Source organism: Dactylosporangium aurantiacum, assembly GCF_000716715.1.
Classification (GTDB): domain Bacteria; phylum Actinomycetota; class Actinomycetes; order Mycobacteriales; family Micromonosporaceae; genus Dactylosporangium; species Dactylosporangium aurantiacum.
On record NZ_JNYJ01000030.1, the window covers coordinates 64,516 to 90,295 of the forward strand.

Here is a 25,780-nt window from a genome sequence, read left to right on the forward strand (position 1 = left end):
TCCTGTCGCAACACCACTGTTAGCGCGTAGTCCACACAGTACGGGCCGTCAACGCAAGTGGCGCACCGATGCGATCGAAAAACTATCGGTCCAAACTACCGGGCCAACAGCGATTTTGCTCCCTGGACGATCTGTTCCTCGGACACGAGGACGTGGTTGGCGGCCGGTCCGAGGGGCACGAACGAGTCGACGGCGGCCACCCGGCGGGCCACGCCGACGTACCCGGCGTCGACGAGCGCGGCGATGATGCCCTCGCCGACACCGCCGGAGCGGCGGGTCTCGTCGACGACGAGGACCCGGCCGGTGTCGGAGGCGTGCTTGATGATGTCGCCGACGGGCAGGGGCGACAGCCAGCGCAGGTCGACGACCCGGCAGCTGACGCCCTCCTCGGAGAGGCGGGCGGCGGCGCGCAGCGACATGCGCACGCCGTTGCCGAAGGTGATGATGGTCAGGTCGTCGTTCGGGCCGCTGTGGTACGCCCGGGCCCGGCCGATCGGCACGTGGATGGCCGACCACTCGCTCGGCGGCGCGTACTCCGACAGCCACCAGTTGTCGCCGGCGGTGTGCAGGTCGCGGGTGTGGTAGAGCGCGATGGGCTCCAGGAAGACGCAGACGCTGCCGTCGACGATCGCGCTGGCGAGGCAGGTGCGCAGCATGGGCGCGGCGTCCTCGGCGCGGGCGGGCGCGGCGACGACGAGCCCGGGGATGTCGCGCAGCACGGCGAGGGCGTTGTCGTTGTGGAAGTGCCCGCCGAAGCCGAGCTGGTAGGCGAGGCCGGCCACCCGCACCACCATCGGGTTGCGGTACGCCCCCTGCGAGAAGAACTGCATGGTGGCGGCCTCGCCGCGTAACTGGTCCTCGGCGTTGTGCAGGTACGCGAGGTACTGGATCTCCGGCACGGGCAGCATCCCGGCCAGGCCGGCGCCCAGGCCGAGGCCGAGGATGGAGGTCTCGTCCAGCAGCGTGTCGAAGACGCGGGTGGTGCCGAAGCGGTCCCGCAGGCCCTTGGTCACCCCGTAGACGCCACCCTTAGTCGCGACGTCCTCGCCGAAGACCACCATCTGCGGGTAGGCGAGCATGGCGTCGGTCAGGGCGGCGTTGATCGTCTGGGCGAGGGTGAGCGGGCCGGCGCGCTCGGGCAGCCGGCCGTTGAACGCCGCGGCCCTGGTCGGCGGGTGCCCGTTGCCCCGGGCGTCCTCGGCGAGCTCGGGCGCCCCCGTGTCCTCGGCGGGCTCGGTCGCGTCGGCGGGACCGGCGGGGTCGGCAGGCTCAGCAGGGTCGGCAGGCTCGGCGGGGTCGGCAGGCTCGGGCCAGGCGTCGTCGTCAACCGCCTCGCCCTGATTGTCCGTTTCTTCCGGTGTACCGGACTGCGCCGGCTCCTGGGCGTCGTCCTCGGCCGGCGCCGGGTGCTCCGCGTCCGGCGCCTCCGCCGCGGTGCCGGTGTACGCCTCCGCCAGCTCCAGGTCGTCGTCGATGGCGCTGCACGCGTCGGGGTCCACGGTCTCGTCGACCAGGTCGGCGGCGGCGTCGGCGACGGCCCGGGACACCCGCACGGGCCGCCGGGGCGCGAGCGGCGCGGTCACCTCGGAGGCGTTGCCGAGCTTCGGCTCGCCCAGGACCTCCTCGGCGACGCGGCGCACGTCCCAGCCCAGCTCGTCGTAGCGGGCCATGAGCTCCGCCGGGGTGGCGACGCCGGCCTCGACGAGGAGCCGGGCGGTGCGCACCAGCGGGTCGCGGGCCAGGTCGGCGGCGATCTCGGTGGGGGAGCGGTACGCCATCTCGGCGTCGGCGCCGGCGTGGCCCATCAGCCGCACGGTGGTGAGGTGCAGGACCGCGGGGCGCCGGAAGCGGCGCACCCACGCGGCGGCCTCGGCGGCGCGGTCGTAGGTGGCGGCGCTGTCGCAGCCGTCGGCGGTGTAGTACCGCACGCCGGGCCGGCTGCTGAGGGCGGCGGCGACCCAGCCCTCGGGGGAGCGGACGCTGATGCCGAGGCTGTTGTCCTCGCAGACGAACAGCAGCGGCAGCCGCAGGCCGACGTGGTCGCACCAGCCGGCGGTGTTGAACGCGGCGGTCGCGGCGGCGTGGTTGACCGACGCGTCGCCGAAGGAGCACACGACGAGGGCGTCGCCGGGCCAGCCGTGGCCGTTGGCGGCACCGGCGGCGGGGTTGCGCCGCCGGCCGCGGCCGAGCGCGAAGGCGACGCCGACGGCGCGCGGCAGGTGCGAGGCGATCGTCGAGGTGGTGGGCACGACGTGCAGGTCGGGGTGGCCGAAGACCTTGTGCCGGCCGCCGGCGATCGGCTCCTTGGAGGAGGCGACGACCCCGCGCAGGACGTCACGGATCGGGTCGCTGCCGGGGATCTGGGCGGCGCGCATGCAGTAGAAGCCGCCGGAGCGGTAGTGCAGCAGGGCCGGGTCGGTCGGGCGCAGCGCCGCGGCGACGGCCGCGTTGCCCTCGTGGCCGGACGAGCCGATCGTGTAGTAGCCGGCGTCGAAGCTGCGCAGCCAGCGGGCGGCGAGGTCGAGGTGGCGGCTGGTGCACTGGGCGTCGTAGAGGGCCCGGGCCTGCACGCCGGTGAGCGCCGTGTCGTCGCGCACCGGTTCGTCCAGATCCCGGATGACCGTGGCGGCGACGAGCCCGGCGAGCTCCGCGCGGAACCGCTCGTCGAGATCCTGAGGCGTGGTCACGCTCGACAGCATGGCCGAAATGGGTCTTCGTCTGCCAGTCCGATGCGCCCGGGCGTGCCCCGGCGGCTACCGCCCGCGACCCTCGGCCAGGGCCCTGTACTGCGCAGACGCCAGGAAGCCGGGCACCAGAAGCGCCGCGGTCACGCCGAGGTCACGTTCGAGTGCCTCCTCAGGTGTGAGGAAGACCATTGCCTGGCCCTCGCCGAGCACGATCTCGTCCTGGGTGGCGTCGGTCGCCGCGTAGTACACGTGCATCTCCACGAGCCCGTCGGCGGTGGTCACCGAGGGGCGGGTGCAGGTCACGTAGTGCTCCAGCGTGGTGACGACGAGTCCGGTCTCCTCCCGGACCTCGCGGCGGGCGGCCTCCTCGGGCGTCTCCCCGTCCTCGATCTTGCCGCCGGGCATCGCCCACTGGTTGGGCGAGACCTTGGCGTGGGAGTCGCGGTGCTGCATGAGGAGCCGCCCCTGCGGGTCGACGAGGAACACGACGGCGACGCGACGCTCGATCACGCCTGCGATCCTCCCGCCTGATGGCCGGGATGCCCGGCAGAAACGCGGTGCACGCGACGCTCAACCGCGAAGGAGACTGAAGCGGACCTGGCGGGTGGCGTTGTCGCCGTTGGGGTCGACCAGGCAGATCGACTGCCAGGTGCCCAGCGCGATGCGCCCGCCGACGACCGGCAGGGTCGCGTACGGCGCCACGAACGCCGGCATCACGTGGTCGCGGCCGTGGCCGGGCGAGCCGTGCCGGTGCCGCCAGCGGTCGTCGGCCGGCAGGACGTCGTCGAGCGCCCGCAGCAGGTCGTCGTCGCTGCCGGCGCCGGTCTCGATGATCGCGACCCCGGCGGTGGCGTGCGGGACGAACACGTGCAGCAGCCCGTCGCCGTCCGGGGCGTGCGCGGCGACGAACCGCGCCGCCTCGTCGGTGATGTCGCGCACCACGGGCCGGGACCCGGTGCGCACGGTGATGACCTCGGAGTGCATACGCGACAGTGTGTCAGCCGGGGTCAGTCGCTGGACGACGAGGACGACGACCCCGAGTCCGACGAGGACGACGAGCCGGAGTCGCTGGAGGACGACGAGCCGGAGTCCGACGACGACCAGGACGACCCCGAGTCGTGGGAGTGCGAGTGGCCGTGGTCCATGCTGTGGCCCCAACCGTGCACGTGCCCGTCATGGGAGCCGTGGTGGGCGCCGTGCCCCCCGCCGTGCCCCCCGCCGTGGTGGCCGCCGTGCCCGTCGAAGGGCGCGCCGGTGAAGCCGTCGGGGGTCCAGTCGGGCCCGAACGGCGTGGCGCCCGCCGGCCCGCCGCGACCGCCGGGGCCGAACCCGCCGGGGCCGAACCCGTTCAGGGTGCTGTTGAAGGCGGTGTTCACGGTGCGGCGCACGGTCCGGCGCACGACGAACGTGATCGCGATGGCCACGACGGTGATCGAGCCCACGACGCAGAGCAGCGGCAGCAGCAGCCACCAGGTGGAGTTGTCGGACACGGCCGGACCGTAGCCGACCCGGGACCCTCGGATGCTCGATGAGTCGTCGTTTTGTCACCCGAAAGTTACCGGCCGGTATCGTGTCGCGCGTCGCAGTTGACGCCCCGTAGACGTGACGGACGGCACCGGAGCCAGGCAGGATGGGACATGGGCTCACACATTGCCTCAACATGCACGCCCCGAGGCCATCCCGACCGGTCATAGCCGTCCTACCGCAGCGCGGCCGGTCCTACACCTAGAAGGAACGCCTGTGTCCACCGAACGCAAGCGCCCAGTGATCAGCGACGGCCTGCCGAGTCAACTGCCGGACATCGACCCGGAGGAGACGACCGAGTGGGTCGAGTCGCTGGACGGAGTGATCGACGAGCGCGGCACGAAGCGCGCCCGCTACGTGATGCTGCGCCTGCTGGAGCGCGCGCGGGAGCGACAGGTCGGCGTGCCTCCGCTGACGACCACCGACTACATCAACACGATCCCGCCGGAGCGTGAGCCCTGGTTCCCCGGCGACGAGCACGTCGAGCGGCGCATCCGCGCCTACATCCGGTGGAACGCGGCGATGCTGGTGCAGCGCGCCCAGCGCCCGGACGTGGGCGTCGGTGGCCACATCTCCACGTTCGCCAGCGCCGCCAGCCTGTACGAGGTCGGCTTCAACCACTTCTTCCGGGGCAAGGACCACCCGGGCGGCGGCGACCAGATCTTCTTCCAGGGCCACGCGTCGCCGGGCATGTACGCGCGCGCGTTCATGGAGGGCCGCCTGAGCGAGCAGCAGCTCGACGGGTTCCGCCAGGAGCTGTCGCACCGCGGCATGGGCGGCGGCCTGCCCAGCTACCCGCACCCGCGGCTGATGCCGGACTTCTGGGAGTTCCCCACGGTCTCCATGGGCCTGGGCGGCATCAACGCGATCTACCAGGCGCGGTTCAACCGGTACCTGCACAACCGCGGCTTCAAGGACACCAGCCAGCAGCACGTATGGGCCTTCCTCGGCGACGGCGAGATGGACGAGCCGGAGTCGATCGGCGCGATCGGCGTGGCCGCCCGCGAGGAGCTGGACAACCTCACCTTCGTCATCAACTGCAACCTGCAGCGGTTGGACGGCCCGGTGCGCGGCAACGGCAAGGTCATGCAGGAGCTCGAGGCGTTCTTCCGCGGCGCCGGCTGGAACGTGATCAAGGTCGTCTGGGGCCGGGAGTGGGACCCGCTGCTCGCCGCCGACACCGACGGCGCGCTGGTCAACCTGATGAACGTGACCCCCGACGGTGACTACCAGACCTACAAGGCGGAGTCCGGCGCGTACGTCCGCGAGCACTTCTTCGGCCGCGACCCGCGCACCCGCAAGATGGTCGAGCACCTGTCCGACGATGAGATCTGGAACCTCAAGCGCGGCGGGCACGACTACCGCAAGCTCTACGCGGCGTACAAGGCGGCCACCGAGCACACCGGCCAGCCGACGGTCATCCTGGCCAAGACGATCAAGGGCTGGACGCTCGGCTCGCACTTCGAGGGCCGCAACGCCACCCACCAGATGAAGAAGCTGACGCTGCAGGACGTCAAGGACTTCCGCGACCGGCTGTACCTGGACATCCCGGACAGCGCGATCGGCGACAACCCGTATGCGGTGCCGTACTACCGGCCCGACGAGAAGTCCGACGAGATGCAGTACATGCGGGAGCGGCGCGCGCAGCTGGGCGGCCCGGTGCCGAACCGGCGGACCACGCACGTGGACCTCAAGCTGCCGGACTCCTCGGTGTACGGCGACATCAAGCGCGGCTCGGGCAAGCAGAAGGTCGCCACCACGATGGCGTTCGTCCGCATGCTCAAGGACCTCATGCGCGACAAGGGCATGGGCAAGCGCTGGGTGCCGGTCATCCCCGACGAGGCCCGCACGTTCGGCATGGACTCGCTCTTCCCGACCGCCAAGATCTACTCGCCGCACGGGCAGAACTACACGCCGGTCGACCGGGAGCTGTTCCTGTCCTACCGCGAGGCGACCACCGGGCAGATCCTGCACGAGGGCATCAACGAGGCCGGCTCGGTCGCCTCGTTCACGGCCGCCGCGACCAGCTACGCCACCCACGGCGAGCCGATCATCCCGGTCTACATCTTCTACTCGATGTTCGGCTTCCAGCGCACCGCCGACGGCATCTGGGCGGCCGCCGACCAGATGTCGCGGGGCTTCCTGCTCGGCGCCACCGCCGGCCGGACCACGCTCAACGGAGAGGGCCTGCAGCACGAGGACGGCCACTCGCTGCTCATCGCGGCGACGAACCCGGCCGTCGTGGCGTACGACCCGGCGTTCGGCTACGAGATCGCGCACATCACCGAGAACGCGGTCGGCCGCATGTACGGCGAGCAGCCCGAGGACCTCATCTACTACCTGACGGTCTACAACGAGCCGATCTTCCAGCCGGCGGAGCCCGCGGACCTCGACGTCCAGGGGCTGCTCAAGGGGCTCTACCGCTACCAGGCCGCGCCCGTGCAGGAGGGGCCGAAGGCGCAGATCCTCGCCTCCGGCACCGGCATGCAGTGGGCGTTGAAGGCGCAGAAGCTGCTCGCCGAGGAGTGGGGCGTGGCCGCCGACGTGTGGTCCGCGACGTCCTGGACCGAGCTGCGCCGCGACGCGATCACCGTCGAGGAGCACAACCTGCTCCACCCGGGCGACGAGCCGCGCGTGCCGTACATCACCAAGGCCCTGGAAGGCGCCGAGGGTCCGGTCGTGGCCGTCTCCGACTTCATGCGGGCCGTGCCGGACCTGATCTCCCGCTGGGTACCCGGCGACTACACGTCGCTCGGCACCGACGGCTTCGGCCTGTCCGACACCCGCCACGCGCTGCGCCGGCACTTCCACGTCGACGCCGAGTCGGTCGTGGTCGCCACGCTGCGCCAGCTCGCCCGCCGCGGCGAGGTGCCGGCGTCGGTCCCGGCCGAGGCCGCGAAGAAGTACGCGATCGACGACGTCAACGCCGCCCCGGTCGGCGAGACCGGCGGCGACTCGTAACAGCACCGGCAACCAGGAGAGGGGCCCGCGGCAGTCCGCGGGCCCCTCTCTGGTCAGCTCCCCGTCCACCTACGGGGTCGGCGTCGCCGAGGACCGCGCCCAGCTGCTCCGCGGCGCCGTCGGCGACTTTCGAGGTGTCGGGCACCTCGATGGCGGCCCTGGCCGTCTGGACGGTCGCGGCGGCGGCCCTCGCGGCCTGGGCGTACCGCCGCGACCAGGGAGCCAGCTTCAGCTGATCCGCACATCGGCGCCCCCCAATCGGTGTTCCGCCGCCGATCGGAGGGCGCCGATGTATGCCGCAAAGAACACGATTTCCCCGATCGTGGCGATGCGCGCACAACGATCTTTTCCGGTCGCTAGCCTGGCAGGAGCAGGCCTGCGAACGCGCAAGCCGGGGCGATGTCGAGGTGCCGACAGCCGGTCGCGCAGAAATGCCGGACCATACAGCTGGACGCGCCGTTTCTCCGATCGCCGGTAAATCCTTTCTTCGGGGAACATGAAATGTATCTGTGGTACCGCGACCGGGGGGTGCGGTTGCCGTTGTCCTCGACGGGGCAACGGGCAGGTATGGCGGCGACGGTGATGACGGGGGGCAGGACGCGTGAGGTCGGGCGCCTTGCCGAGGAGGCGGTGACCGCCGTGGCACAACCGGACGCGGTCGGTCTCGTCGTGGCGTACCTGCGCGCCCAGCATCACCTGTCCGGTGCCACGCTGGTGACCGAGCGCCCCGAGGACCTGGCCGGCAGCCTGCCGGTGCTGCTCGTGGAGGCGGTCGGCGCGCCGGTCCGCTCGAGGCTGCCGTGGGCCCGGCAGGTGCGCTGGCGCATCGGCCTGCAGGCATGGGCCGATGCCGACCAGGTGGAGACGCTCATCTATGGTGCGTTGACGGCGCTGCTCGCCGCGCGCGGTGTCCGGCTGCCCGAGGGGGGCCGGATCGTCCGGGTCGACCCGGCCGCCGAGCCGACCGAGGTGCCTGACCGGAAGGCCGCCGACGGGGTCCGACGGGTAGTGACTACGGTCGACGTGTCCGTCGGTTACTGATCAAATAAGTAGATCAACACTCAACGATGAGTAGGTAAATCTGCAACCGTTGAGTAACTCTGCCGGGCTACAGAGGGTCGACGTAGGGCTACACCCACGCTACGTTGGGCATCGCCATGAATTCTGCACGTGAATCTTTTCTGGAGCCTGGCGCGCCGCGACCCCACCGCCGCCCGGCGGGCGCGGGGTGCGCGCACGGCGACGGCCGGTCCCCCCGGGCGGACCGGCCGTCTGTTCCGGTGCGCGGGTCAGGCCGCGGTGCGCCAGGTGGCCCGCTGCCCGGCCGCGGTCAGGGGCCCCGCCCCGATGGCGTCGAGCATCAGCGCCTGCACGGCGTAGGGCTCCGCCGGCCGCCAGCCGTGCGCCTCCGGGGGCAGCTCCCAGCGCACCCGCCCGCCGAACTGCGGGCTGGGCGGCGCCGGCACCCACGAGCCCTGCCCGTGCAGCACCACACCGGGCTGCTGGGCGAGCTCCGGCAGCAGGCCGTGGCCGGGCAGCACCAGGAAGTGCCAGCGCTCGCCCTGGCCCGGCCGCGCGACGGCCACCGGTCCCCGCGCCGCGACGAGGCCGTCGCCCAGCAGCGCGGCCCGGCCCAGCGCGGCGGGGACCTCGAGCACGTCGAAGGCGTACCCGGTGGGGAACAGCACGGTCCAGGGGTCCTTGCGCCACCATCCGGCGACGACCGCCGGCGAGCGGCTCGGCACCCGCGCCGCCGGGTGGCACGCGACCGTGCGGCAGCCGATCTCGCCGCAGACGAAGCGGCGCTCCTTGGCGTGCCGGCCGGCGTGCTGGCCGACCAGGTACGCGCCGGGCAGCACGTGCCAGCCGTGCTCGACGTACCTGAGCGCCGCTTTGCGCAGTTTGGCGCGTTCCCAGGACCGCATGTGCTCCTCCTAGCAGGGGAGATCACTCAAAAGGGCGCACAGAACCACGTCGCGTCACCCGACGTCGTGTCCGTCGTTGGTCATGGCAACGGGGGCTGCAACTTGCACATCGGAACGTATGAGCATGGACGCCGGACGAACCGCACAAAAGGTGCGACGTCGACCGAGCGGGTGACCTCCGGAGGTGAGCGGCGTGGATGAGTTGCCGATCGGCCGGCGCGTGGCCTACTGGCGGAACCGGCGCAAGATGTCCCAGCAGGTCTTCGCCGACCGGCTGGGCAAGTCGAAGAGCTGGGTCGACAAGGTCGAACGCGGCGTGCGCCGGCTGGACAAGTTCTCCGTCGTCTACGAGATCGCCGACGTCCTGCAGCTCGACGTGCAGATCCTGCTCGGCAAGGACCCCGAGCGCCGCCCCGACAGCGTCAACTGCGTCGACCAGGTCGAGGTCGAGGAGATCCGCGCCGCACTGGAGCGCTACGACCAGATCAGCGCCTTCTTCTACGCGCCGCCCGAGCCGCCGCCGCTGCCCGAGATGCGCAAGGCCGTCACCCACGCCTGGCTGAGCTACCAGCACGCGAAGTACGGCATGCTGGCCCGCACCCTGCCCCGGCTGCTGCGCGAGGCCCAGGCCGCCGACACCGCCTACGCCGACGGCGCGCAGGGCCGCGAGGCCGCCCACCTGCTCGGGCAGGTCTACCAGATCGCGTCCTCGGCGCTGCGCAAGCTCGGCGAGCACGAGCTGGCCTGGCTCGCCGCCGACCGGTCCATCGCGGTCTCCCAGCGCGCCGGCGACCAGCTGCTCGCCGGGACCGCCACCACCCGCGTCGCCCTCGCGCTGCTCTCCCTCGGCCGGTCCCGCCCGGCCCTGGAGATCAACGTCAACATCGCCAACCGGCTCGCCCCCGGTACCGACGGCAACGACTGCGCACCGGAGCGGCTGTCCGTCTACGGCATGCTGCTGCTGCAGGGCGCCATGGCCGCGGCCCGCATCGGCGACGGCGCCACCGTCCGTGACCTGCTCGGCGGGGCCGAGGAGGCGGCCAGAGGGCTCGACGGCGACCACAACTACTACTGGTCCTGCTTCGGGCCGACCAATGTGCAGCTGCACCGGGCCGCCGCGGCCGTCGAGCTCGGCGACGGCCGGGTCGCCGTCGAGGTCCACGCCGGGCTCGACCTGGAGGCCTTCAACGCCCTGCTGCCGGAGCGCCGCGCCCACCACTACCTCGACCAGGCCCGCGCGCACGCGCTGATCGGCGACATCGAGCTGGCCAGCGAGATGCTCCTGGAGGGCGACCGGCTCGCCCCGTCGGAGATCCGCTGCCGGCCGCTGGCCCGGGAGGTGCTCAGCGACGTGCTGCGGCGCACCCGCGGCACGCCGACCGCGCCCGTCGCGGAACTCGCCGAGCACATGAGCGTCGGGGTTTAGCCGGCAGGTAGCACAATGCCCGCATGGCCGCTCATGTCCTGTACGCCGTAATGTGCGGATCGCCTGTTACGCGGGATGCCAGCAAGCTGGTGTCGCTCGCCCAGGCGAAAGGCTGGGAGGTCTGCGTGGTCGCCACGCCGGACGCCCTCAAGTGGCTCGACGTGCCGAGCCTCGTCGCGCAGACCGGGCACCCCGTCCGGCACCGCTACAAGTACCCCGGCGACCCCGACATCCTCCCGCCGGCCGACGCGATGATCGTCGCGCCGGCCACGGTCAACACGATCAACAAGTGGGCCGCCGGCATCGCCGACACCCTCGCCCTCGGCCTGCTCGTCGAGGGGCTCGGGATGCAGCTGCCGATCGTCGCCGTGCCGTTCACCAACGCCGCGATGGCCCGCCACCCCGCGTTCGGCGAGTCGATCGAGAAGCTGCGCGCCTGGGGCGTCACCATGATCTACGGCCCCGACGTGCTGCCCCTGCACCCGCCCGGCACCGGCGAGCGGCTCGTGGACACCTTCCCGTGGCACCTGCCCATCGAGGCGCTCGACCGGCAGACGTCACGCGACGGCGTGGAGTAACGTCGCGCCGTGCTTGTCGCCGAACTCGTCGAACTGCTCGAACAGCGCTACCCGCCGTCCTGGGCCGAGAGCTGGGACCGGGTCGGCCTCACCCTCGGTGAGCCGACCGCCGAGGTCACCAGGGTCCTGCTCGCGGTGGACTGCGACCCGCGGACCGTGCAGGAGGCCGTGGAGGCCGGCGCGGACTTCCTGTTCACCCATCACCCCCTGCTGCTGCGCGGAGTGTCGAGCGTCGCGCCCACCACGTACAAGGGCGCCATCGTGCACCGGATGATCAAGGCCGGGATCACCCTGTACACCGCGCACACCAACGGCGACGTGGCCAACCCGGGCGTCTCCGACGCGCTCGCCGCCCGCCTCGGCCTGCTCGACCCGCGCCCCCTCGTCCCGACCGACGACACCGGCCGCGGCCACGGGCGCGTCGGCCGGCTGCCATCTGCGATGGCCCTGTCGCAGTTCGCCGCCCTCGTCTCCTCGTCCGTCGGTCGGGTACGGGTGGCCGGCCCGCCGGACGCCACCATCGAGACGGTCGCCGTGTCGGGCGGCGCCGGTGACGCGTTCCTGGCCGACGCGGCGCGGGCGGGCGTTGACGCATACTTGACTGCGGATCTGCGCCACCACCCGGCACACGAGCACCTCGCCGGCGGCGGGCCCGTGCTGCTCGACGTCTCGCACTGGGCGTCGGAGCGGCCCTGGCTCGACGACGTGGCGGCGTTCCTGCGGCGCGAGACGGGCCTGCAGACCATCGTGTCCGATGTGGACACCTCACCGTGGACATTCATGGAGGACGGCAACTCGTGAAGGCAGACCCAGAGGCCCAGCGGCGCCTGCTCGACCTGCAGGCGATCGACATCGCGCTCACCCAGCTCGCGCACCGGAGCAAGTCGCTGCCCGAGCACGCCGAGCTCGACCGGCTGGCCCGTGAGCTGTCCACGATGGAGGACGAGCGGGTGCGCGCCCAGGTCGCCGTCGACGACCTCGACCGCGACATCAGCCGCCTCGAGCGCGACGCCGAGCAGGTCCGCGCCCGCAAGGACAAGGACCAGGCCCGCCTCGACGCCGGCACCGGCCCGGCCCGCGAGCTGGAGGCCCTCCAGCACGAGATCGCCACGCTCAACCGGCGCCAGAGCGAGCTCGAGGACGCCGAGCTGGAGCTGATGGAGCAGCGCGAGACCGCCCAGGCCACCCTCGACGAGATCGTCGGCCGCCTCACCGAGACCCGCGAGGTCCGCGCCGCCGCCGAGCAGCGCCGCGGCGAGGCCCTCGCCGCGATCGCCAAGGACGAGGAGTTCCGCCGCTCCGGCCGCAAGCCCCTCGCCGCCGACCTCCCCGCCGACCTCGTCGCCCTCTACGACAAGATCCGCGAGAGCAGCGGCGGCATCGGCGCGGCCATGCTCCGCCACGGCCGCTGCGAGGGCTGCCGGCTCGAGCTCGCCGGCGGCGACAAGGCCCGCGTCAAGGCCGCCGCCCCCGACGAGGTGGTCCGCTGCGAGGAGTGCCGGCGCATCCTCGTGCGGACCGCGGAGTCCGGCCTGTGAAGGTCACGGTCGAGGCCGACGGCGGGTCCAGGGGCAACCCCGGCCCCGCCGGCTACGGGGCGGTCGTGCGCGCCGACACCGGCGAGGTCCTCGCCGAACGCCTCGGCCGGCTCGGCGTCACCACCAACAACGTCGCCGAGTACACCGGCCTGATCGAGGGCCTGCGCGCCGCCGCCGACCTGGGCGCCGACGAGGTCGAGGTCCGCATGGACTCCAAGCTCGTCGTCGAGCAGATGTCGGGCCGCTGGCAGATCAAGCACCCGGGGCTGCGTCCCCTGGCCGAGCAGGCCGGGAAGCTGGCCGGCGGCTTCCGGGTCGTGAAGTACTCGTGGATCCCGCGGGAGCGCAACAAGCACGCCGACCGGCTGGCGAACGCGGCCATGGACGGCAAGGACGCCCCGGACCCGCTGCCGTCCGCCGCGCCGCCGGCGGACGCCGTGCCGGCGGCTCCGGTCGCCGGGCCTGACTCGCCGGGTCGCGCGGCCGCTCGGGCGGTCGCGGCCGCGGCGTCGTCCGCTTCCTCCTCTTCCGCGCCCGTCGCCGCTTCCACGGAAGAAGGCAGCTCGTTCGCGGGCGGGGTGCGGTCGTGGGCGCCGCCGGCGACCGGGTCGCCGCTGCGGATGGTGCTGCTGCGGCACGGGGAGACCGCGTACACGGTGGAGAAGCGCTACTCGGGGCGCAGTGACATCCCGCTGTCCGACCAGGGGCGCGACCAGGCCATGCGGGCCGCCGGGCGGGTGCACGCCGTCGCGCCCGACCTCGCCGCCGTGGTCAGCTCGCCGCTGCGGCGGTGCCTGGACACCGCGGCCGCGATCGTCGCCGCGGGTGCCACCGGCGCCGCCGCCGAGGTCGTCGTCGAGCCGGACCTGGTCGAGTGCGACTTCGGCGAGTGGGACGGGCTCACGTTCGGCGAGGTCCGGGCCGAGTACCCCACCGAGCTCGACCGCTGGCTCGCCTCCCCGCTCGTCGCACCGCCCGGCGGCGAGTCGATGCAGCAGGTCGCCATCCGCGTGCGGCGCGCCGTGCGGCGGTTGCAGCAGCGGTACGCCGGGCAGCAGATCGCCGTCGTCAGCCACGTCACGCCGATCAAGTCCCTGCTCCGCGACGCGCTGGCCGCCGGTGACGCGTTCATGTACCGGCTGTACCTCGACCCGGCCGGCCTGTCGGTGGTGGACTCGTGGCCCGACGGCGGCGTCGCGGTGCGTACCGTCAACGACACGGCCCACCTGGCCTAGAACAGCGCCCGGTAGAGCAGGATCAGGCCCACGCCGGTGCCGAAGGCCACGATGAGCCACTTCAGCACCGCCGACGGCAGCCGGCGGGCCAGCCTGGCACCCGCGTAGCCGCCGACCATCGCCGTCGGCGCGACCACCAGCACGTCCACCCAGTTCACCGGCCCGAACGCGGAGAACGCGACCACGGTGACGAGCCCGGCGATCGCCGACACGACGTTCTTCAACGCGCTGACCCTCGCCATCGACTGGTCCAGCACCAGCCCCAGCGCCGCGACCAGCATGACGCCGAGCGCCGCGCCGAAGTAGCCGCCGTACAGCGAGCCGAGGAACACCATCGCGTGCAGGCTCAGCGCCCGGCGCCCCGGCGACAGGTCCCGCGGGTGCCCGACCAGCCGCCGCAGCCGGTCCTGGAACGCCAGGGTGGTGGCCGCCGCCAAGACCAGGAACGGGACCACCAGTTCGAACGCCCTGGCCGGCGTGGCCAGCAGCAGCAGGCACCCCAGCGCCGCCGCCACCACCGACGTCGGCACGACGCTGAACAGCAGCCGCCGGGAGCTGTCCCGCGCCAGGTCGCCCAGGTCGGTCCGGCTGCCGAACACCGACGCCGTGTACCCGGGGAACACCGACACCGAGTTGGTCACGTTCGCCGCCACCGGGCTCAACCCGGTCGCGATCAGGGCCGGGAACGTGATCAGCGAGCCCCCACCGGCGATGGCGTTGACCGTGCCGGCGGCCAGGCCCGCCCCCGACAGGAGCGCGATGTCTACAAGGTTCATGGTCCCGCCTACCATAGTCAGCACGACGGACGAGTCGACCGGGCGGCCGCGTCGGCACCTTCACCGGTGCCGCCGAGGAACGTCCGGGCTCCAGAGGGCAGGGTGGTTGTTAACGGCAACCCGGGGCGACCCGCGGGACAGTGCCACAGAAAACAGACCGCCCGACCCGGGTCACGCACCGCGCGGCTCGGATCGGGTAAGGGTGAAACGGTGGGGTAAGAGCCCACCAGCGCCCCGGGTGACCGGGGCGGCTCGGTAAACCCCACCCGGAGCAAGGTCAGACGCAGGCGTTCGAGGGCGGCCCGCCCGAGCCTGCGGGTAGACCGCTAGAGCCTGCCGGCAACGGCAGGCCGAGATGGATGGCCGCCCCCCGCTCACCAGCGGGGACAGAACCCGGCGTACAGGTCGACTCGTCCGTCGCACACTGGTCACGGCCCTTCTCGTGGCCGCTGACCTGGTGTTTCGTACGTCAGTACTGGTCGACGTCGGTCAATACTGGCGGTCGTTCGACGGCCCGGTGACGGCCCGGACGGCCCAGGGACGGCCCAGCGGAGATCAACTCAGACGGCCTTCGGGCTGCGCTTCTCCGGTTGCTTCCGCAACATGCTCCGGACCCGGAGAGGCTTCCCGTTGCGCAGGCTCCGCCCTGACATGCTGTGCCGCCGGGGCGCCATGTCGGTCGGGCCGCGCCGTCACCGCGAGCGCTGGCGCCCCGGTGGTGCGGCATGGCTGCCTCCGGTGCGCGACGGGAGGGCTCGGAGCCCACCCCCGGGCTTCCCGGGCCGCCGAGGTTCCAGGGCGAGCAGCCCTGGCCGCCGGAGGCACGCTCCGGGTCGTAGGGCCGGAGGCCCTACCCGCCGGAGGCAGGGTCCTGAGGCGGCCCAGTAGCCTGCCGCCGACGTCAGGCGCGGACGGAGGAGCTGAGGTTTTGGGGCTGTGGGACGTCAAGCGTGACGATGAGCGTGACAACTGGGTCCTCGATGCGCTGGTCACTGTGGGACCGCTGTGGTTCGGGATGAGTCTCGATGAGGTGATAGCAGCGCTGGGTTCCCGGCCGGGCGCTTCCTCCAGCGGGACGTTGGGCGTTGGAGTGCTCTCGTACCCGCACATGACGGCGTATTTTCGCGCGGCGATCCTGTACTGCGTGGCGATCGACGCGCTGATCGGTCCGCAGGTCACGGTGGACGGCGTGAAGCTGGTGGGACGTGTGCCCTCCGAGGTCGAGCACTGGGCATTGGAGTACGTCGAGCGACATGACGTCGAGCTGGCCTACTCGCCCGGCGCTGACCCGCACCTTGTGGATCTCGGGTTGGTCGTCCGTGCACAGCGGGCAGGGGATGTAGTCCTCACCCGGCCACTCTTCCTCGGGGAGCGGGTCGACGACGTGTGGCACTACGTTCCCATAGAGGAGTGGCACCCTTACGGCTAGCTACCATCGCCGGCGCTGAGAACGAGGCATCGGCGTCGAGTCCACCGGTTCGCTTGAAGCCCCGGCTCCTCGTGGTGAGGATGTCCGGGGCGTCGGCGTGCCCGCTGGACCTCGCGCGTAGCCGGGGTCGCCGCGCCGGGAGCGAAGCGGCAAGGCGCGGCGTGCCCCGAGCGGCGCGCAGCGGCCCGCCAGGGCCGCCTTGAAGACGTATGGAAAGTTCTCACCGCTTCGGCCCGACACCGCGGCCCGACACCGCTTCGGCCCGACACGCTCGCAGCGTCCGGCCGCACGTCCAGCCACGTGTGCGTTCAGGTATCCAGGACACTTGGGCGGGGTCTTGCTGGCCTTGAGCAACGCCCTTGGAGCTCGAAGGTCTGCAAACAGTAGACCCCGGTTATCGGGGAGATCCGACAACCGGGGCCGTGAAGGCGGTTGGGTCTAGCCAGCTACTGCAAGCGAGACGTTGAACTTGGGTGCATCCCAGTCGTTGGGGACAGTAAGTACTGTCCTAGGCGATGTCCTGGCCGCCATTGCGTCGTACAGCATGCCGATGGTGGCCGTCGGGCCGACGTGCTCGTTGTCGCCGCTCTCCGGGTCCACTCCCACATGTCCGATGGTCATGCAAACGAAGCCGTGTACGGCAGACTCGCGGCGGATCGCGACGACGACGGGCGGGCTCGTCTCGACCATGATTCGACCAAATACCTCTGCCAAAGGTTCGTCGTCCAGCGCCGTCACGACAGTTTGTCCCGAAGAGTACTTGTTCGTCTCCAGAAAGCGGCGGAACCCTGGATCACGCAAACGGCGAGCGAACTCGAACGCTACAGCGCGTGCTTCCCTACTACGCTGCGTCACCGTTCCACCTCCGCAGGTTGTCTTCCCACTCATCTTCCATCATTTGCAGGGCTTCGTCATACCACCTGTCGACTACTTCCCAACCGTGATCGGGTGGGATTTCACACAGTGGTCGGTGGTCCCAGAGGTCAACTCCCGTATCGCGTTCGTACTGGTGGCGGTGTACGACGCCGCGATCGCAATCGATCTTCGCTACGTTCACCCAGTCGCCGTCGACTCGGGCTATCTGGATGATTGCGAAGTCGACAACTTGTCCGCGGTACATTGCGCACCGTACCCGCAGCTCGTGTCCTGGCTCGGGAAGTCGGATCGGGACGGTGGTCTCCTCGCACGCCTCCGGTGGTGGTGGGGAGTAGGTGCGCTGCTCGGGGATGATCGACATGTCGACGAGATCGTTCTTCCGAGGGCGGCCCTTCGTCTTGCCCACTCGACACCTCCGACGCTTGCGTAGCCAACTAGTACTTCCGCAACGTGATCGCGAGACTGCGCAACGGAGTCGCAGTAGCTTCTCCGATGTTCAACGAGACTCGCTAGCTGGTGGAACGGGGCGAAGGGCGAACGTGTACTCGCGCGTTCTGTCGAACCCCGCAACCAGTAGACCAGCTCGTTGTCGAGGGATCTAGAACATCGGCCAGGTGAGTCGGGACCCTGCGCCGACAGCATTGGCGTGTGGGCTGCTCGCCTTGCTTGCACCCTGTGAACATCGGCCCAGGCGGCGGCAAATCTCTCGGGCGGGATCGCGACGTGAGTCAGAGCTTCGGAACGACGGGCTCCGGAAGCTGGGCGGCCCATGATTTGAGCACGGCGGCTGCCTGGTCGTGGAGGTCGCCGGCGGCGGCCTCGACCCGCAGCGTGCGTAGGTCGGACTCGACGGTCAGCTCGCGGTAGAGCTGGAGATCCTCGAACCCGTAGGTGCCGACGTCGTAGCTCGACGCGCCGTAGACGAGGCGGGGAATGCGGGCCCAGTAGCAGGCCACGAGGCACATTGGGCAGGGCTCGCTGCTGGCATACATGACGGCGTCGGTCATGATGTGGCGCTTGAGCACCTGGCCGGCGTGGCGCAGGGCCATGACCTCGGCGTGGGCGGTCGGGTCCATCAGCTCGACCACGCTGCTCGTGCCCTCTGCGATCACGGCCCCGTCGATGACGATGATGGCGCCGAACGGGGTCTTGCCCTCGTCTTCGAGGGCGTGGCGGGAGATCTCGATCGCGCGGCGCAGGAACTCGGAATCGGTCGCGCTGAGGCTTACCTGCATGGGTCCTGTCCTTTGAAGGGTTCGTGCGTTCAGCGTCAAGTCAGGCTTGACGCCTCTTCGGCCACGGACGGAGTGGTGTGACGAAGTGCAGCTCGGTGCGGTCCGCCGGGTAGTCGGCGTCCGACGTCTCGATCACGCGGCCGTCGCCGTCGATCGAGATCCTGCGGCAGAAGATGAGCGGCACACCCTCCGGCAGCCCCCAGAGCTGCGCCTCGACGGTGGTCGGCATCCGGGCCGTGACCTCGTCGACCATCTTCATGATCTCCACGCCGACGGTCGACAGTTGGTGCTGCGTGCCGCCGGGCCAAGGCTCGTTGTTCGGGTCGAGCAGTGCCGGGTTGCTCTTCACGATGTCCAGCGGGATGTGCGAGACGCTCCACGACAGCCGTAGCTCAGTGTTCGGGTCGGTCGCTTCCCACTGCCGGCGGAGCATGAGAGTCGTCGGCTCTACGCCGAACACCTTCGCCAGTTCGGGTCCCGCCTCCACCTGGTCGTACTGCGACGAAAAGCGCTGGGCGCCGATGGACATGTTGAGGTTCGTCTCGGCCTCGCCGATGGCGCCGCGCTCGGCCTCGGGCTTGAGCGCAAGGTCCTTCTCGATCTGATGCCGCTCGGATGAGCGGATCACCCGTCGGGGCGGGATGCGTACGACGGGGGCCTTGCCGCGTCCCGAGGTGATCAGTCCTTGGGCTCTGAGCAGTGCGACCGCGCCCCGGGCCGAGTTCATGCCGCACGACCATCGCTCGCTGATCTCCGCGAGCGTCGGGATCGCCGCGCCGGGTGGCAGCTCGCCGCGCTCGATCTGCATGCGGATGTCGTCCGCGATCCGGAGGTGGATCGGCGGACGGACGGCGGTCGGGCGGGGCTCCATGCCCCCATCTTTGCAGGTTTGTGGGCGAACTTCTTGCGGACTACTCCCCGTGCATCTACCCTCACTGATATCAAGTTTGTCCACAAACCCACAAACCTTGGTGCGGAGGGTCGCATGGGTCTGAGCAGGTTCCTCGGTGACGGGCGGGTCGGCACGATCGCCCTGGTCGACGCGCCGGTGTCACGGTCGTACGCCCAGAAGGCACGCCTTGCACTGTTCGTCGGCGGGGCTGTGGGCGCGGCGTTGGCGTCCGTCGTGCTGTTCCTGTCGGGGCTGTCGCTGTGGGCGGCGGTACCGGTGTCGCTCCTGGTGGGTGTCGTTACAGGGCTGGCGCTGGCGGTACTCGTGACGGCCTGGCCGGTGCTGCGGGTGCTGTGGTGGTGGTCGGTCGAGATCACCGCCGCGGGGCTGGTGCTCGGTCCGGTGATGTGGCTCGGTCGGGTGACGGCGGGTTGGTTGGCTGCGCTGCTGCTGGTCGGGCTCGCCGGGACGGTCTTGGGCGTCCCGAAGGTGCGTCGGTGGGTCACGGCGTGGGCCTGGTGCGTGGTCGTGCGGCATCGGCTGCGGCTGTGCTTCGCGCAGTTCCTGCGGTCGGCGTCGCGGTCGCAGTCCGGGACGTTGCCCCTCGTGCTGTGGGCGCGGCCGACGCCGGCGGGGGAGCGGGTGTGGCTGTGGCTGCGTCCGGGGCTGGACCTGTCGGACCTTGACGGCAAGGCGGGCAAGGTCGCGGTGGCCTGCTGGGCGTCCGAGGTCCGGGTGGCGCGGGCGTCGGCACGGTACGCGGCGCTGCTGCGGGTCGACGTGACCCGACGTGACCCACTGACCGGGGTGGTCCTGTCGCCCCTCGCCGTGCTGTTCGCGGACAAGACAGCCGGTCCTGACCTGGGGGTCCTGGCCGGGGACGAGCCCGTGGGTGGCCTGGACCTGGAGGACGTGCCGGCGCCGGTCGAGGAGCCGGTGTCGCGGGGTCGTCGCTGACAGCTTCCGTCCTGCCCGGCCGGCGCCGGGCGGGTGCGGTGGCCGCCAGAGAGGCGCGCCAGAGGTTCGCAACCAAGGAGTGAAGATGGCGAACGAAACGGTGGTCTCGGTCATGGGGAACCTGACCGGCGACCCGGAGCTGCGGTACACGAGCGCTGGTGTGGCGATGTGCCGGTTCACGGTGGCGTCGACGCCCCGGGTGTTCGACCAGAAGCAGAACACCTGGCGGGACGGGGACCCGCTGTTCATGCCGTGCACCGCGTGGCGGGATCTCGCCGAGCACGTGGCGGAGTCGCTGACGAAGGGCGCCCGCGTCGTGGTCGTCGGTCGGCTGCGGCTGTCGCGGTGGGAGGACGACAAGGGCGAGAAGCGCTCGATGATGCAGCTCGACGCGGACGAGGTCGGTCCGTCGCTGCGGTTCGCCACGGCGAAGGTGACCAAGCTGAGCCGCTCGCGGGCGGACGGGTTCACCCCGGACGTGGTCCCGGACGACCCGTGGGCGTCGGCGTCCACTGAGCGGCCGGCGTCGCTGCCGCAGGCTGCGTGAGCGGGTCACCACCATGCCCACGACGACGGCCGCCGCGCCGGTACCGGTGAACGTGCCGGAGCTGTCGATCTTCGACCCGGTGTACCTGGGGATCGACGAGTCCGGCATGCCGGTCGAGGTGCGGTTGATCTACCGCAACATGCTGATCGCCGGTGAGCCGGGCGGCGGCAAGTCATCGCTGCTGAACGTCATCGCCGCGCATGGCGCGCTGTCCACCGACTGCCGGCTGTGCCTGTTCGACGGCAAGCAGGTCGAGCTCGGGCAGTGGGAGGCGTGCGCGGACGTGTTCGTCGGCCCTGACCTGGCGCTGGCCATCGCGACGGTACGGCGGCTGCAGATCGTGATGGACAACCGGTACCGGCACCTGCGGTGGCGGCTGCGCCGCAAGATCCGCCGCAACGACAACTTCTCGCCGATCCTGATCCTGATCGACGAGCTGGCGTACTTCACCGCCACCGTCGGGGACAAGAAGCTGCGCGAGGACTTCGCGTCGCTGGTGCGTGACCTGGTCGCCCGGGGTCGCGCGGTCGGGATCATCGTCGTGGCGGCGACCCAGCGGCCGTCGTCGGACATCATCCCGACCAGCCTGCGGGACCTGTTCGCGTACCGGGCGGCGTTCCGCTGCACCACCGACTCTTCGTCGGACATCATCCTCGGCCACGGCTGGGCGAACCGCGGCTACACCGCCAACACGATCTCCCCGACCAACCACGGCTGCAACCTGCTGCTCGCCGAGGGTGGGGTGCCGCACCTGATGAAGACCGGGTGGATGGACGACGACACGTGCACCCGCATCGCGGCCCACGCCGCGCAGACCCGCGCCGCCGCCCGCCAGGAGCGGCAGGCGGCGCAAGCCCCCAAACCGAAGCTCGACCTCGTCGCGGCCTGAGAACGGAGCCCCTGTCATGGCCAAGCACCTGCCCGCCCAGACCCCGCCCGTGCGGGTCATCCACTACGTCGACCCGGCCACCCGTACCGGCGCCGACCTGCGCAACGTCCCGCCCGCCGTGCTCGCCCTGGCCCTCGCCGACGCGATGGGCCGCCAGCACCGGCAGCGCCTCGACCGGCGCGAGCAGTACGCCGCCTGGCAGCGCCGGCAGGACGAGATCCGCCGGCACGACCGCAAGGTCCGCCGGGTGCTGATCGTCGCGGTCCCCACGACGCTCGGGCTGCTCGCCGCCGGCGGCTGGCTGCTGGCCGAGATGACGGTCGCGGCCATCTCGACCGGCGCCGTGCTCGGCGCTGCCGGGGTCCTGGTCGTGCTCGCCGCGCTGGTCGGCACGGTCGGGCGACGCTGCATCACGGTGGTCCAGCACTGGCACGAGTAGCCGGCTCCTGACCGCTTCCGTGCGGGCCGCGAACCCTGGCGCGGCTCGTGCGGTGGCCGGCAGGCCAGCCCGACGACACCGGATCTACGCCCTGAGAAAGCGTCCGGTGCCGCCGGTCCCAACCACCACACAGCCCTTCTTCGAAAGGAGGTGGCTGCGATGCAGCCTACCCAAAACCCGCCCATGGGCGACCGGACCGGCCCGACGGACGACCTGGCCGAGGTGCGCTCGACGCTCCTCGCAGTGGCCGGCTACCTGTCCGAGCACGGCTGGATCCAGAAGGAGTACTACGCCGACCCGTCCTGCCTGACGCCGGCGGCGTGCACGGTCGGTGCCCTGTCGGTGGTCGCCTACGGCTACCCGGCTGAGGCGCCGGCGGACAACTTCACCCACCCGGGCTTCGACACGTTCGAAGCGGCCATGTGCCACCTGGGCGGCTACCTCACTCACACCTACGGACAGGCGTGCGGGGACCCGTACACGTTCAACGACGCCCCGGACCGGACGGTCGGTGAGGTCCTCGCCATGCTGCGCGAGGCCGCGACGTCGGACCCGGGACGGTGGGTGCCGCGCTGCTGCGAGGACGAGCGGTGTGTACCGGACCCGAACCGGCCGTTCGTCGTTGTCGGCGAACCTGGCACGGACCGGTTCAGCATCGAGCGGGCCTACGAGTGCACGGCGTGCCTGCGCTGCTATTACGTGGCGGCGGTCGACCCGGCCGATGTTACGGCCCTGCGGGCGCAGTGGCGGACCTGGGTGGACAGCCTGCCGCACGACGGTGCACCGCACACCCCGGGAATGTCGGGTGACTGCGACACCTGCGACAGCCACTGCTTCTGCACGACGGAGCTGACCTGCATCGCCCACCTTGTCGAGGACGACGGCATGTTCTCCACGGCGGTATGGGATGTGCCCGGCCAGCCGACCTACGTCCAGCTCGCGGGCGGTGCCGCATGAGCCGGAACACCGTCAAGCCCGGCTTGACAGGCAAACGCGGCAAGCGTGCCAAGCGGACCGTGGAGAACACCGCGTTCGACGCGTTCGCCCGGCGGATTCTGCGGGCCTACGCCCGCCGGGTCGCCGCCGGCGACGTGGAGGCGCTGCCCGGTCTGGCGATGCTCGCCTCCGAGGTCGACACGGTGGTGCGTGACGCCGTCCGGGCGCTGCGCAAATCGCCGTACTCGTACTCGTGGGACGAGATCGGGTCCCGGCTCGGGGTGTCCCGGCAGGCGGCCCAGATGCGGTACGGCGAGAAGTCCGACCGCGTCACCCTCGACCGGCGCATCACTCAGGCGGGCCTGACCGTCACGGTCACCGTCCTGGTCGACGTGTTCGCCGATCACTTCCCTGGCAGTCCGGTCCCGTCGACGTGCCCGGCCTGCGCCCACCGCTACACCGACACGTCCGTCGAGTGCCCGACCCTCGCCACCGTGCGACCGCTGCTGTTCGCCCGGCGCAACGAGGACCACCAGGCACTCACCCGACTCACCGACGCCCAGATCGCCTACCTGCACGACCCGAAAGCGGCCCGCCAGGGCCGACGCGCGGTCAAGCAGGCGGCCCGACCGGCGCCCAGCTCTGACCGCGAGGAACCGACCCTGCTCGACCTCTGCACCGGAAAGGGCTGATCGCCATGTACAGCACCACCGCTCGTATTGCTCGGGTGTTCCGCCACACGGCGGACCGGATCGCCGACGGCCACCAGTTCGCCCAGCGGTACCCGGAAATGCCGCCGCGCCTGGTGGGCGTGATCGAAACGCTCACGGTCGTCGCCTCGGGTGGCCGGTACTGGCGCAACCTGGCCGGCTGCAAGGACCTGTACGCGGCGGACCCGGAGTTCGCCGAGATCGTGGACCTGCTCTGCGGCTACCTCGCCACGTCCGGCAGGCTCACCGTCCAGCCCGGCGAAGGCCTGAACCAGCTCTGGTACTGGGTCACCGACCCGGCCGTGACCACGGCCGAAGTGGTCGGCGTGCTGCGGGCGGCGGCTGCGTTCCACAGCAGCCTGGTCGGCGGTGCCCGATGAAGTGGTTGCGCAGGTCATCAGGAACCGATGAGGTCTCGCGCCGCTCGTCCGGCCGTGGCTGGGCCTACCTGGGAGCGATCCTCGGCGGTCTCGTCTCGGTCGCGGCGAACGTCGCCCACTCGTTCATCGCACCGCCCGGGCAACCCGCCGGCTGGACACCGGAACCCGGTGCCGTGGTCGGCGCGATCGTCTGGCCGGTGTTCCTGTTCGTCGCCGTGGAGATCCTCGCCCGGGTGGCGTGGCCGCACGGCTGGAAGTGGCTGCTGATGCGGCTCGGCGGGCTCCTGCCCGTCGCCGCGGTCGCCGCACTGGTGTCCTACCGGCACCTGTCCGGCCTGCTCGCCCACTACGGCGAAGAGGACCTGGTCGTGGTGCTGGGCCCGCTCGCTGTCGACGGGCTAATGGTCATGGCCACCAGCGCGCTCCTCGCGACGAGCACCAGCCGCACCACCCGCACCACCGTGCCGGCGACCGCCGTCACGCCCACCGACCAACCATCCGAACCTGCTACCGAACCGACTGTTCCCGCCGTGCCGGTCGCCGTCCCCGTGACGGCTCATGACCGGCCGACGCCGATGGATTCGTCACCAGCAGACAGCGACCGGGCCGCCACGGCGATGAGGCCGAGCCCGGCCACGGTCGCGACTGCGGACGTTCCGCCGACCCCGGCGGACCTCGCCACCCGGATCACCCGGCCGTCACGGCCCGCTGCCCTCACGGGTTCGGCTGCCGCGTCCGGTCCGGCTGCCCCCGACCACCCGCACCGCTCGACCAGACTGACCAGCCCGGCCTCGCAGTTGGCACCGTCCGCCACCGACTCCGTCACCGCGCCTGACGCTGCACAACTGCTGCACCTGCCGCTGCTGGACCCGGCCCTGCTCGAACGTGGCAGGCAGGTCGTGGAGCAGTACGGCACCGAACACGGCACCCCGATCACCGTCGGACAGCTCGCCGTGCGACTCCAGGTGCCCTCCGACGTGGCCTCCCAGGTCCTCACCGGGATCAACGGAACCCGTCCGAACCCCGCGACCGTCAACGGCAACCGCCCCGCACGGGCGACCCGGTGACTGTCTCGACGTCCAGCGTCGCGCCCGAAGCTTCGGCTTCGGGCACGGCCCCGTGCGCCGAGCCGCCGCCGCTACTGCCAGACGTGCCGGTCCGCCCAGGACATGTCGCCCCGGGCGTACCAGTAGAACGCCTCGATCGTGTCGTCGAGCCCCCGCACCATCGTCACGCCGCCACGGCCCGCATCCGGGTCGACGTACTCCAGCACGTACCACCCGTTCTCGCCTGGCGCCCATTGGCTGACCTCGACCTGCAGGTACCGGCCGTCGCCCCACCACAACATCACGAAGTCGTTGGTGGGGGACAGCCGTCGCAGGGTCGCGGCGATGTGCCTCGGGGTGGGGTTGACGGACCGAGCGCCGTCGCACGACGCCAGGACCAGGCGGGTTCCGGTGCGCACGTAGTCCGGGATGCTGGTGGCGCCGGTCCGTGGGACGTGGCAGACCAGCTCGTGCCGCTCGGCCATCTCGTGCACGACGCGGACCATGTCATCGGCGTCGTCCGCGACGATCGTCATGAAGACCGCCACAGGCGTGGTCGTGATGTCGGTCGCCCACGTCCGCTGCCAGACGGTCGCCTCGCCGTCGGCACCGTCCGGGGCGGGGTCCTGCCTGGTCAGCTCGTTGTAGAACGCCCACGCACGTGGGTGTATCGGCGGGACGTCCTCGACGGCTTCGGCGCGCAGGTCCTGGTACCGGTCGGCCGCCCGCTCGTCGGTGACCGGCGCGGCCTCGAACCACACGCCCAGCTCGATGTTCATCGCGTCCCCCAACAC

At 71.3% G+C, this 25,780-nt stretch carries 26 protein-coding genes, 1 other RNA gene and 1 pseudogene; 17 read left to right on the forward strand and 11 right to left on the reverse strand.

All coding sequences use genetic code 11. The annotated features are described in order from the left end of the window. Positions 1–95: 95 nt before the first annotated feature. The 4 genes and pseudogenes from OP18_RS60975 to OP18_RS58765 all read right to left on the reverse strand — a co-directional run. Positions 96–2,579 (reverse strand): annotated as a pseudogene (locus tag OP18_RS60975) (thiamine pyrophosphate-dependent enzyme); the annotation flags it as partial. 174 nt (positions 2,580–2,753) lie between these two features. Then, complete coding sequence (locus tag OP18_RS30020; protein ID WP_081971244.1) at positions 2,754–3,197, reverse strand: NUDIX hydrolase; 444 nt, start codon at positions 3,195–3,197, stop codon at positions 2,754–2,756. A 60-nt stretch (positions 3,198–3,257) separates the two neighbouring features. Continuing rightward, positions 3,258–3,671 carry a YjbQ family protein gene (locus tag OP18_RS30025; protein WP_211273720.1) on the reverse strand — a complete coding sequence of 138 codons (414 nt, stop codon included), beginning with the start codon at positions 3,669–3,671 and terminating at the stop codon, positions 3,258–3,260. 23 nt (positions 3,672–3,694) lie between these two features. Beyond that, positions 3,695–4,177, reverse strand: a complete 483-nt coding sequence (locus OP18_RS58765; RefSeq protein WP_162189856.1) for a hypothetical protein — start codon at positions 4,175–4,177, stop codon at positions 3,695–3,697. 250 nt (positions 4,178–4,427) lie between these two features. On the opposite strand from OP18_RS58765, the gene aceE reads away from it, so the two are divergent. Further along, entirely contained in the window at positions 4,428–7,172 is a 2,745-nt protein-coding gene (gene aceE / locus OP18_RS30035; protein WP_033362450.1) for a pyruvate dehydrogenase (acetyl-transferring), homodimeric type, read from the forward strand. A gap of 639 nt (positions 7,173–7,811) precedes the next feature. Then, complete coding sequence (locus tag OP18_RS30040; protein ID WP_156089893.1) at positions 7,812–8,213, forward strand: hypothetical protein; 402 nt, start codon at positions 7,812–7,814, stop codon at positions 8,211–8,213. Positions 8,214–8,461: 248 nt separating this feature from the next. Here OP18_RS30040 and OP18_RS30045 read toward each other — a convergent pair whose 3' ends face one another. Further along, positions 8,462–9,097 (reverse strand): bifunctional DNA primase/polymerase, encoded by a 636-nt coding sequence (locus OP18_RS30045; protein WP_033362452.1) that lies wholly within the window; start codon positions 9,095–9,097, stop codon positions 8,462–8,464. Between the two features lie 193 nt (positions 9,098–9,290). Here OP18_RS30045 and OP18_RS30050 point away from each other — a divergent pair, with 193 nt between their 5' ends. Genes OP18_RS30050 through OP18_RS30070 form a run of 5 tightly spaced genes read left to right on the forward strand, consistent with a single transcriptional unit; the run spans position 9,291 to position 13,874 of the window. Then, on the forward strand, positions 9,291–10,523 hold the full coding sequence (locus OP18_RS30050) for a helix-turn-helix domain-containing protein (RefSeq protein ID WP_033362589.1): 1,233 nt from the start codon (positions 9,291–9,293) through the stop codon (positions 10,521–10,523). Between the two features lie 23 nt (positions 10,524–10,546). Then, the gene (locus tag OP18_RS30055) at positions 10,547–11,101 is read left to right on the forward strand and encodes a flavoprotein (protein ID WP_033362453.1); all 555 of its coding nucleotides are present in this window, start codon (positions 10,547–10,549) and stop codon (positions 11,099–11,101) included. A 9-nt stretch (positions 11,102–11,110) separates the two neighbouring features. Next, on the forward strand, positions 11,111–11,902 hold the full coding sequence (locus OP18_RS30060) for a Nif3-like dinuclear metal center hexameric protein (protein WP_033362454.1): 792 nt from the start codon (positions 11,111–11,113) through the stop codon (positions 11,900–11,902). Continuing rightward, positions 11,899–12,639 carry a zinc ribbon domain-containing protein gene (locus OP18_RS30065; protein ID WP_033362455.1) on the forward strand — a complete coding sequence of 247 codons (741 nt, stop codon included), beginning with the start codon at positions 11,899–11,901 and terminating at the stop codon, positions 12,637–12,639. The genes OP18_RS30060 and OP18_RS30065 overlap by 4 nt, the downstream gene beginning before the upstream one ends. After that, positions 12,636–13,874, forward strand: coding sequence for a bifunctional RNase H/acid phosphatase (locus OP18_RS30070; protein ID WP_033362456.1), 1,239 nt, complete (start codon positions 12,636–12,638; stop codon positions 13,872–13,874). Before OP18_RS30065 ends, OP18_RS30070 begins: the two co-directional genes overlap by 4 nt. Here the strand turns inward: OP18_RS30070 and OP18_RS30075 are convergent. Further along, a complete protein-coding gene (locus OP18_RS30075) occupies positions 13,871–14,650 on the reverse strand; it encodes a sulfite exporter TauE/SafE family protein (protein ID WP_033362457.1) in 780 nt (259 codons plus the stop codon). The two genes, OP18_RS30070 and OP18_RS30075, sit on opposite strands and share 4 nt — an antisense overlap. A gap of 30 nt (positions 14,651–14,680) precedes the next feature. Between OP18_RS30075 and rnpB the strand changes: the two genes are divergently transcribed. Both rnpB and OP18_RS55720 read left to right on the forward strand, forming a co-directional pair. Further along, positions 14,681–15,067: RNase P RNA component class A (gene rnpB / locus OP18_RS53310), an RNA gene on the forward strand. A gap of 511 nt (positions 15,068–15,578) precedes the next feature. Continuing rightward, positions 15,579–16,079, forward strand: coding sequence for a hypothetical protein (locus tag OP18_RS55720; protein ID WP_052387560.1), 501 nt, complete (start codon positions 15,579–15,581; stop codon positions 16,077–16,079). Positions 16,080–16,517: 438 nt separating this feature from the next. On the opposite strand, the gene OP18_RS57745 is transcribed toward OP18_RS55720, so the two are convergent. The 4 genes from OP18_RS57745 to OP18_RS30100 all read right to left on the reverse strand — a co-directional run bounded on the left by OP18_RS57745 (position 16,518) and on the right by OP18_RS30100 (position 19,061). Beyond that, positions 16,518–16,934, reverse strand: coding sequence for a hypothetical protein (locus tag OP18_RS57745; protein ID WP_156089894.1), 417 nt, complete (start codon positions 16,932–16,934; stop codon positions 16,518–16,520). Continuing rightward, positions 16,921–17,361, reverse strand: a complete 441-nt coding sequence (locus OP18_RS57750; protein ID WP_156089895.1) for a DUF7718 family protein — start codon at positions 17,359–17,361, stop codon at positions 16,921–16,923. The genes OP18_RS57745 and OP18_RS57750 overlap by 14 nt, the downstream gene beginning before the upstream one ends. Positions 17,362–17,683: 322 nt before the next feature. Next, positions 17,684–18,190, reverse strand: a complete 507-nt coding sequence (locus OP18_RS30095; protein ID WP_033362460.1) for a nucleoside deaminase — start codon at positions 18,188–18,190, stop codon at positions 17,684–17,686. Between the two features lie 40 nt (positions 18,191–18,230). Next, the gene (locus tag OP18_RS30100; RefSeq protein WP_033362461.1) at positions 18,231–19,061 is read right to left on the reverse strand and encodes a GntR family transcriptional regulator; all 831 of its coding nucleotides are present in this window, start codon (positions 19,059–19,061) and stop codon (positions 18,231–18,233) included. A gap of 114 nt (positions 19,062–19,175) precedes the next feature. On the opposite strand from OP18_RS30100, the gene OP18_RS30105 reads away from it, so the two are divergent. From OP18_RS30105 to OP18_RS53285, 8 genes are all read left to right on the forward strand, one after another. Then, positions 19,176–20,039, forward strand: a complete 864-nt coding sequence (locus OP18_RS30105) for a hypothetical protein (RefSeq protein ID WP_052387561.1) — start codon at positions 19,176–19,178, stop codon at positions 20,037–20,039. Positions 20,040–20,124: 85 nt separating this feature from the next. Further along, positions 20,125–20,586, forward strand: coding sequence for a single-stranded DNA-binding protein (gene ssb / locus OP18_RS30110; RefSeq protein ID WP_033362592.1), 462 nt, complete (start codon positions 20,125–20,127; stop codon positions 20,584–20,586). 13 nt (positions 20,587–20,599) lie between these two features. Further along, positions 20,600–21,475 (forward strand): FtsK/SpoIIIE domain-containing protein, encoded by an 876-nt coding sequence (locus OP18_RS30115; RefSeq protein ID WP_052387562.1) that lies wholly within the window; start codon positions 20,600–20,602, stop codon positions 21,473–21,475. 16 nt (positions 21,476–21,491) lie between these two features. Beyond that, positions 21,492–21,914 carry a hypothetical protein gene (locus tag OP18_RS30120; RefSeq protein ID WP_033362462.1) on the forward strand — a complete coding sequence of 141 codons (423 nt, stop codon included), beginning with the start codon at positions 21,492–21,494 and terminating at the stop codon, positions 21,912–21,914. 159 nt (positions 21,915–22,073) lie between these two features. After that, on the forward strand, positions 22,074–22,871 hold the full coding sequence (locus tag OP18_RS30125; protein ID WP_156089896.1) for a DUF6197 family protein: 798 nt from the start codon (positions 22,074–22,076) through the stop codon (positions 22,869–22,871). Between the two features lie 23 nt (positions 22,872–22,894). Further along, positions 22,895–23,542, forward strand: coding sequence for a hypothetical protein (locus tag OP18_RS62350; protein WP_313900925.1), 648 nt, complete (start codon positions 22,895–22,897; stop codon positions 23,540–23,542). A gap of 5 nt (positions 23,543–23,547) precedes the next feature. After that, a complete protein-coding gene (locus tag OP18_RS30135; protein WP_156089897.1) occupies positions 23,548–23,940 on the forward strand; it encodes a hypothetical protein in 393 nt (130 codons plus the stop codon). Further along, a complete protein-coding gene (locus tag OP18_RS53285) occupies positions 23,937–25,007 on the forward strand; it encodes a hypothetical protein (RefSeq protein WP_052387563.1) in 1,071 nt (356 codons plus the stop codon). The genes OP18_RS30135 and OP18_RS53285 overlap by 4 nt, the downstream gene beginning before the upstream one ends. 71 nt (positions 25,008–25,078) lie before the next feature. Here OP18_RS53285 and OP18_RS30145 read toward each other — a convergent pair whose 3' ends face one another. Then, positions 25,079–25,765 carry a hypothetical protein gene (locus tag OP18_RS30145; RefSeq protein WP_033362465.1) on the reverse strand — a complete coding sequence of 229 codons (687 nt, stop codon included), beginning with the start codon at positions 25,763–25,765 and terminating at the stop codon, positions 25,079–25,081. Between the last annotated feature and the right edge of the window lie 15 nt (positions 25,766–25,780).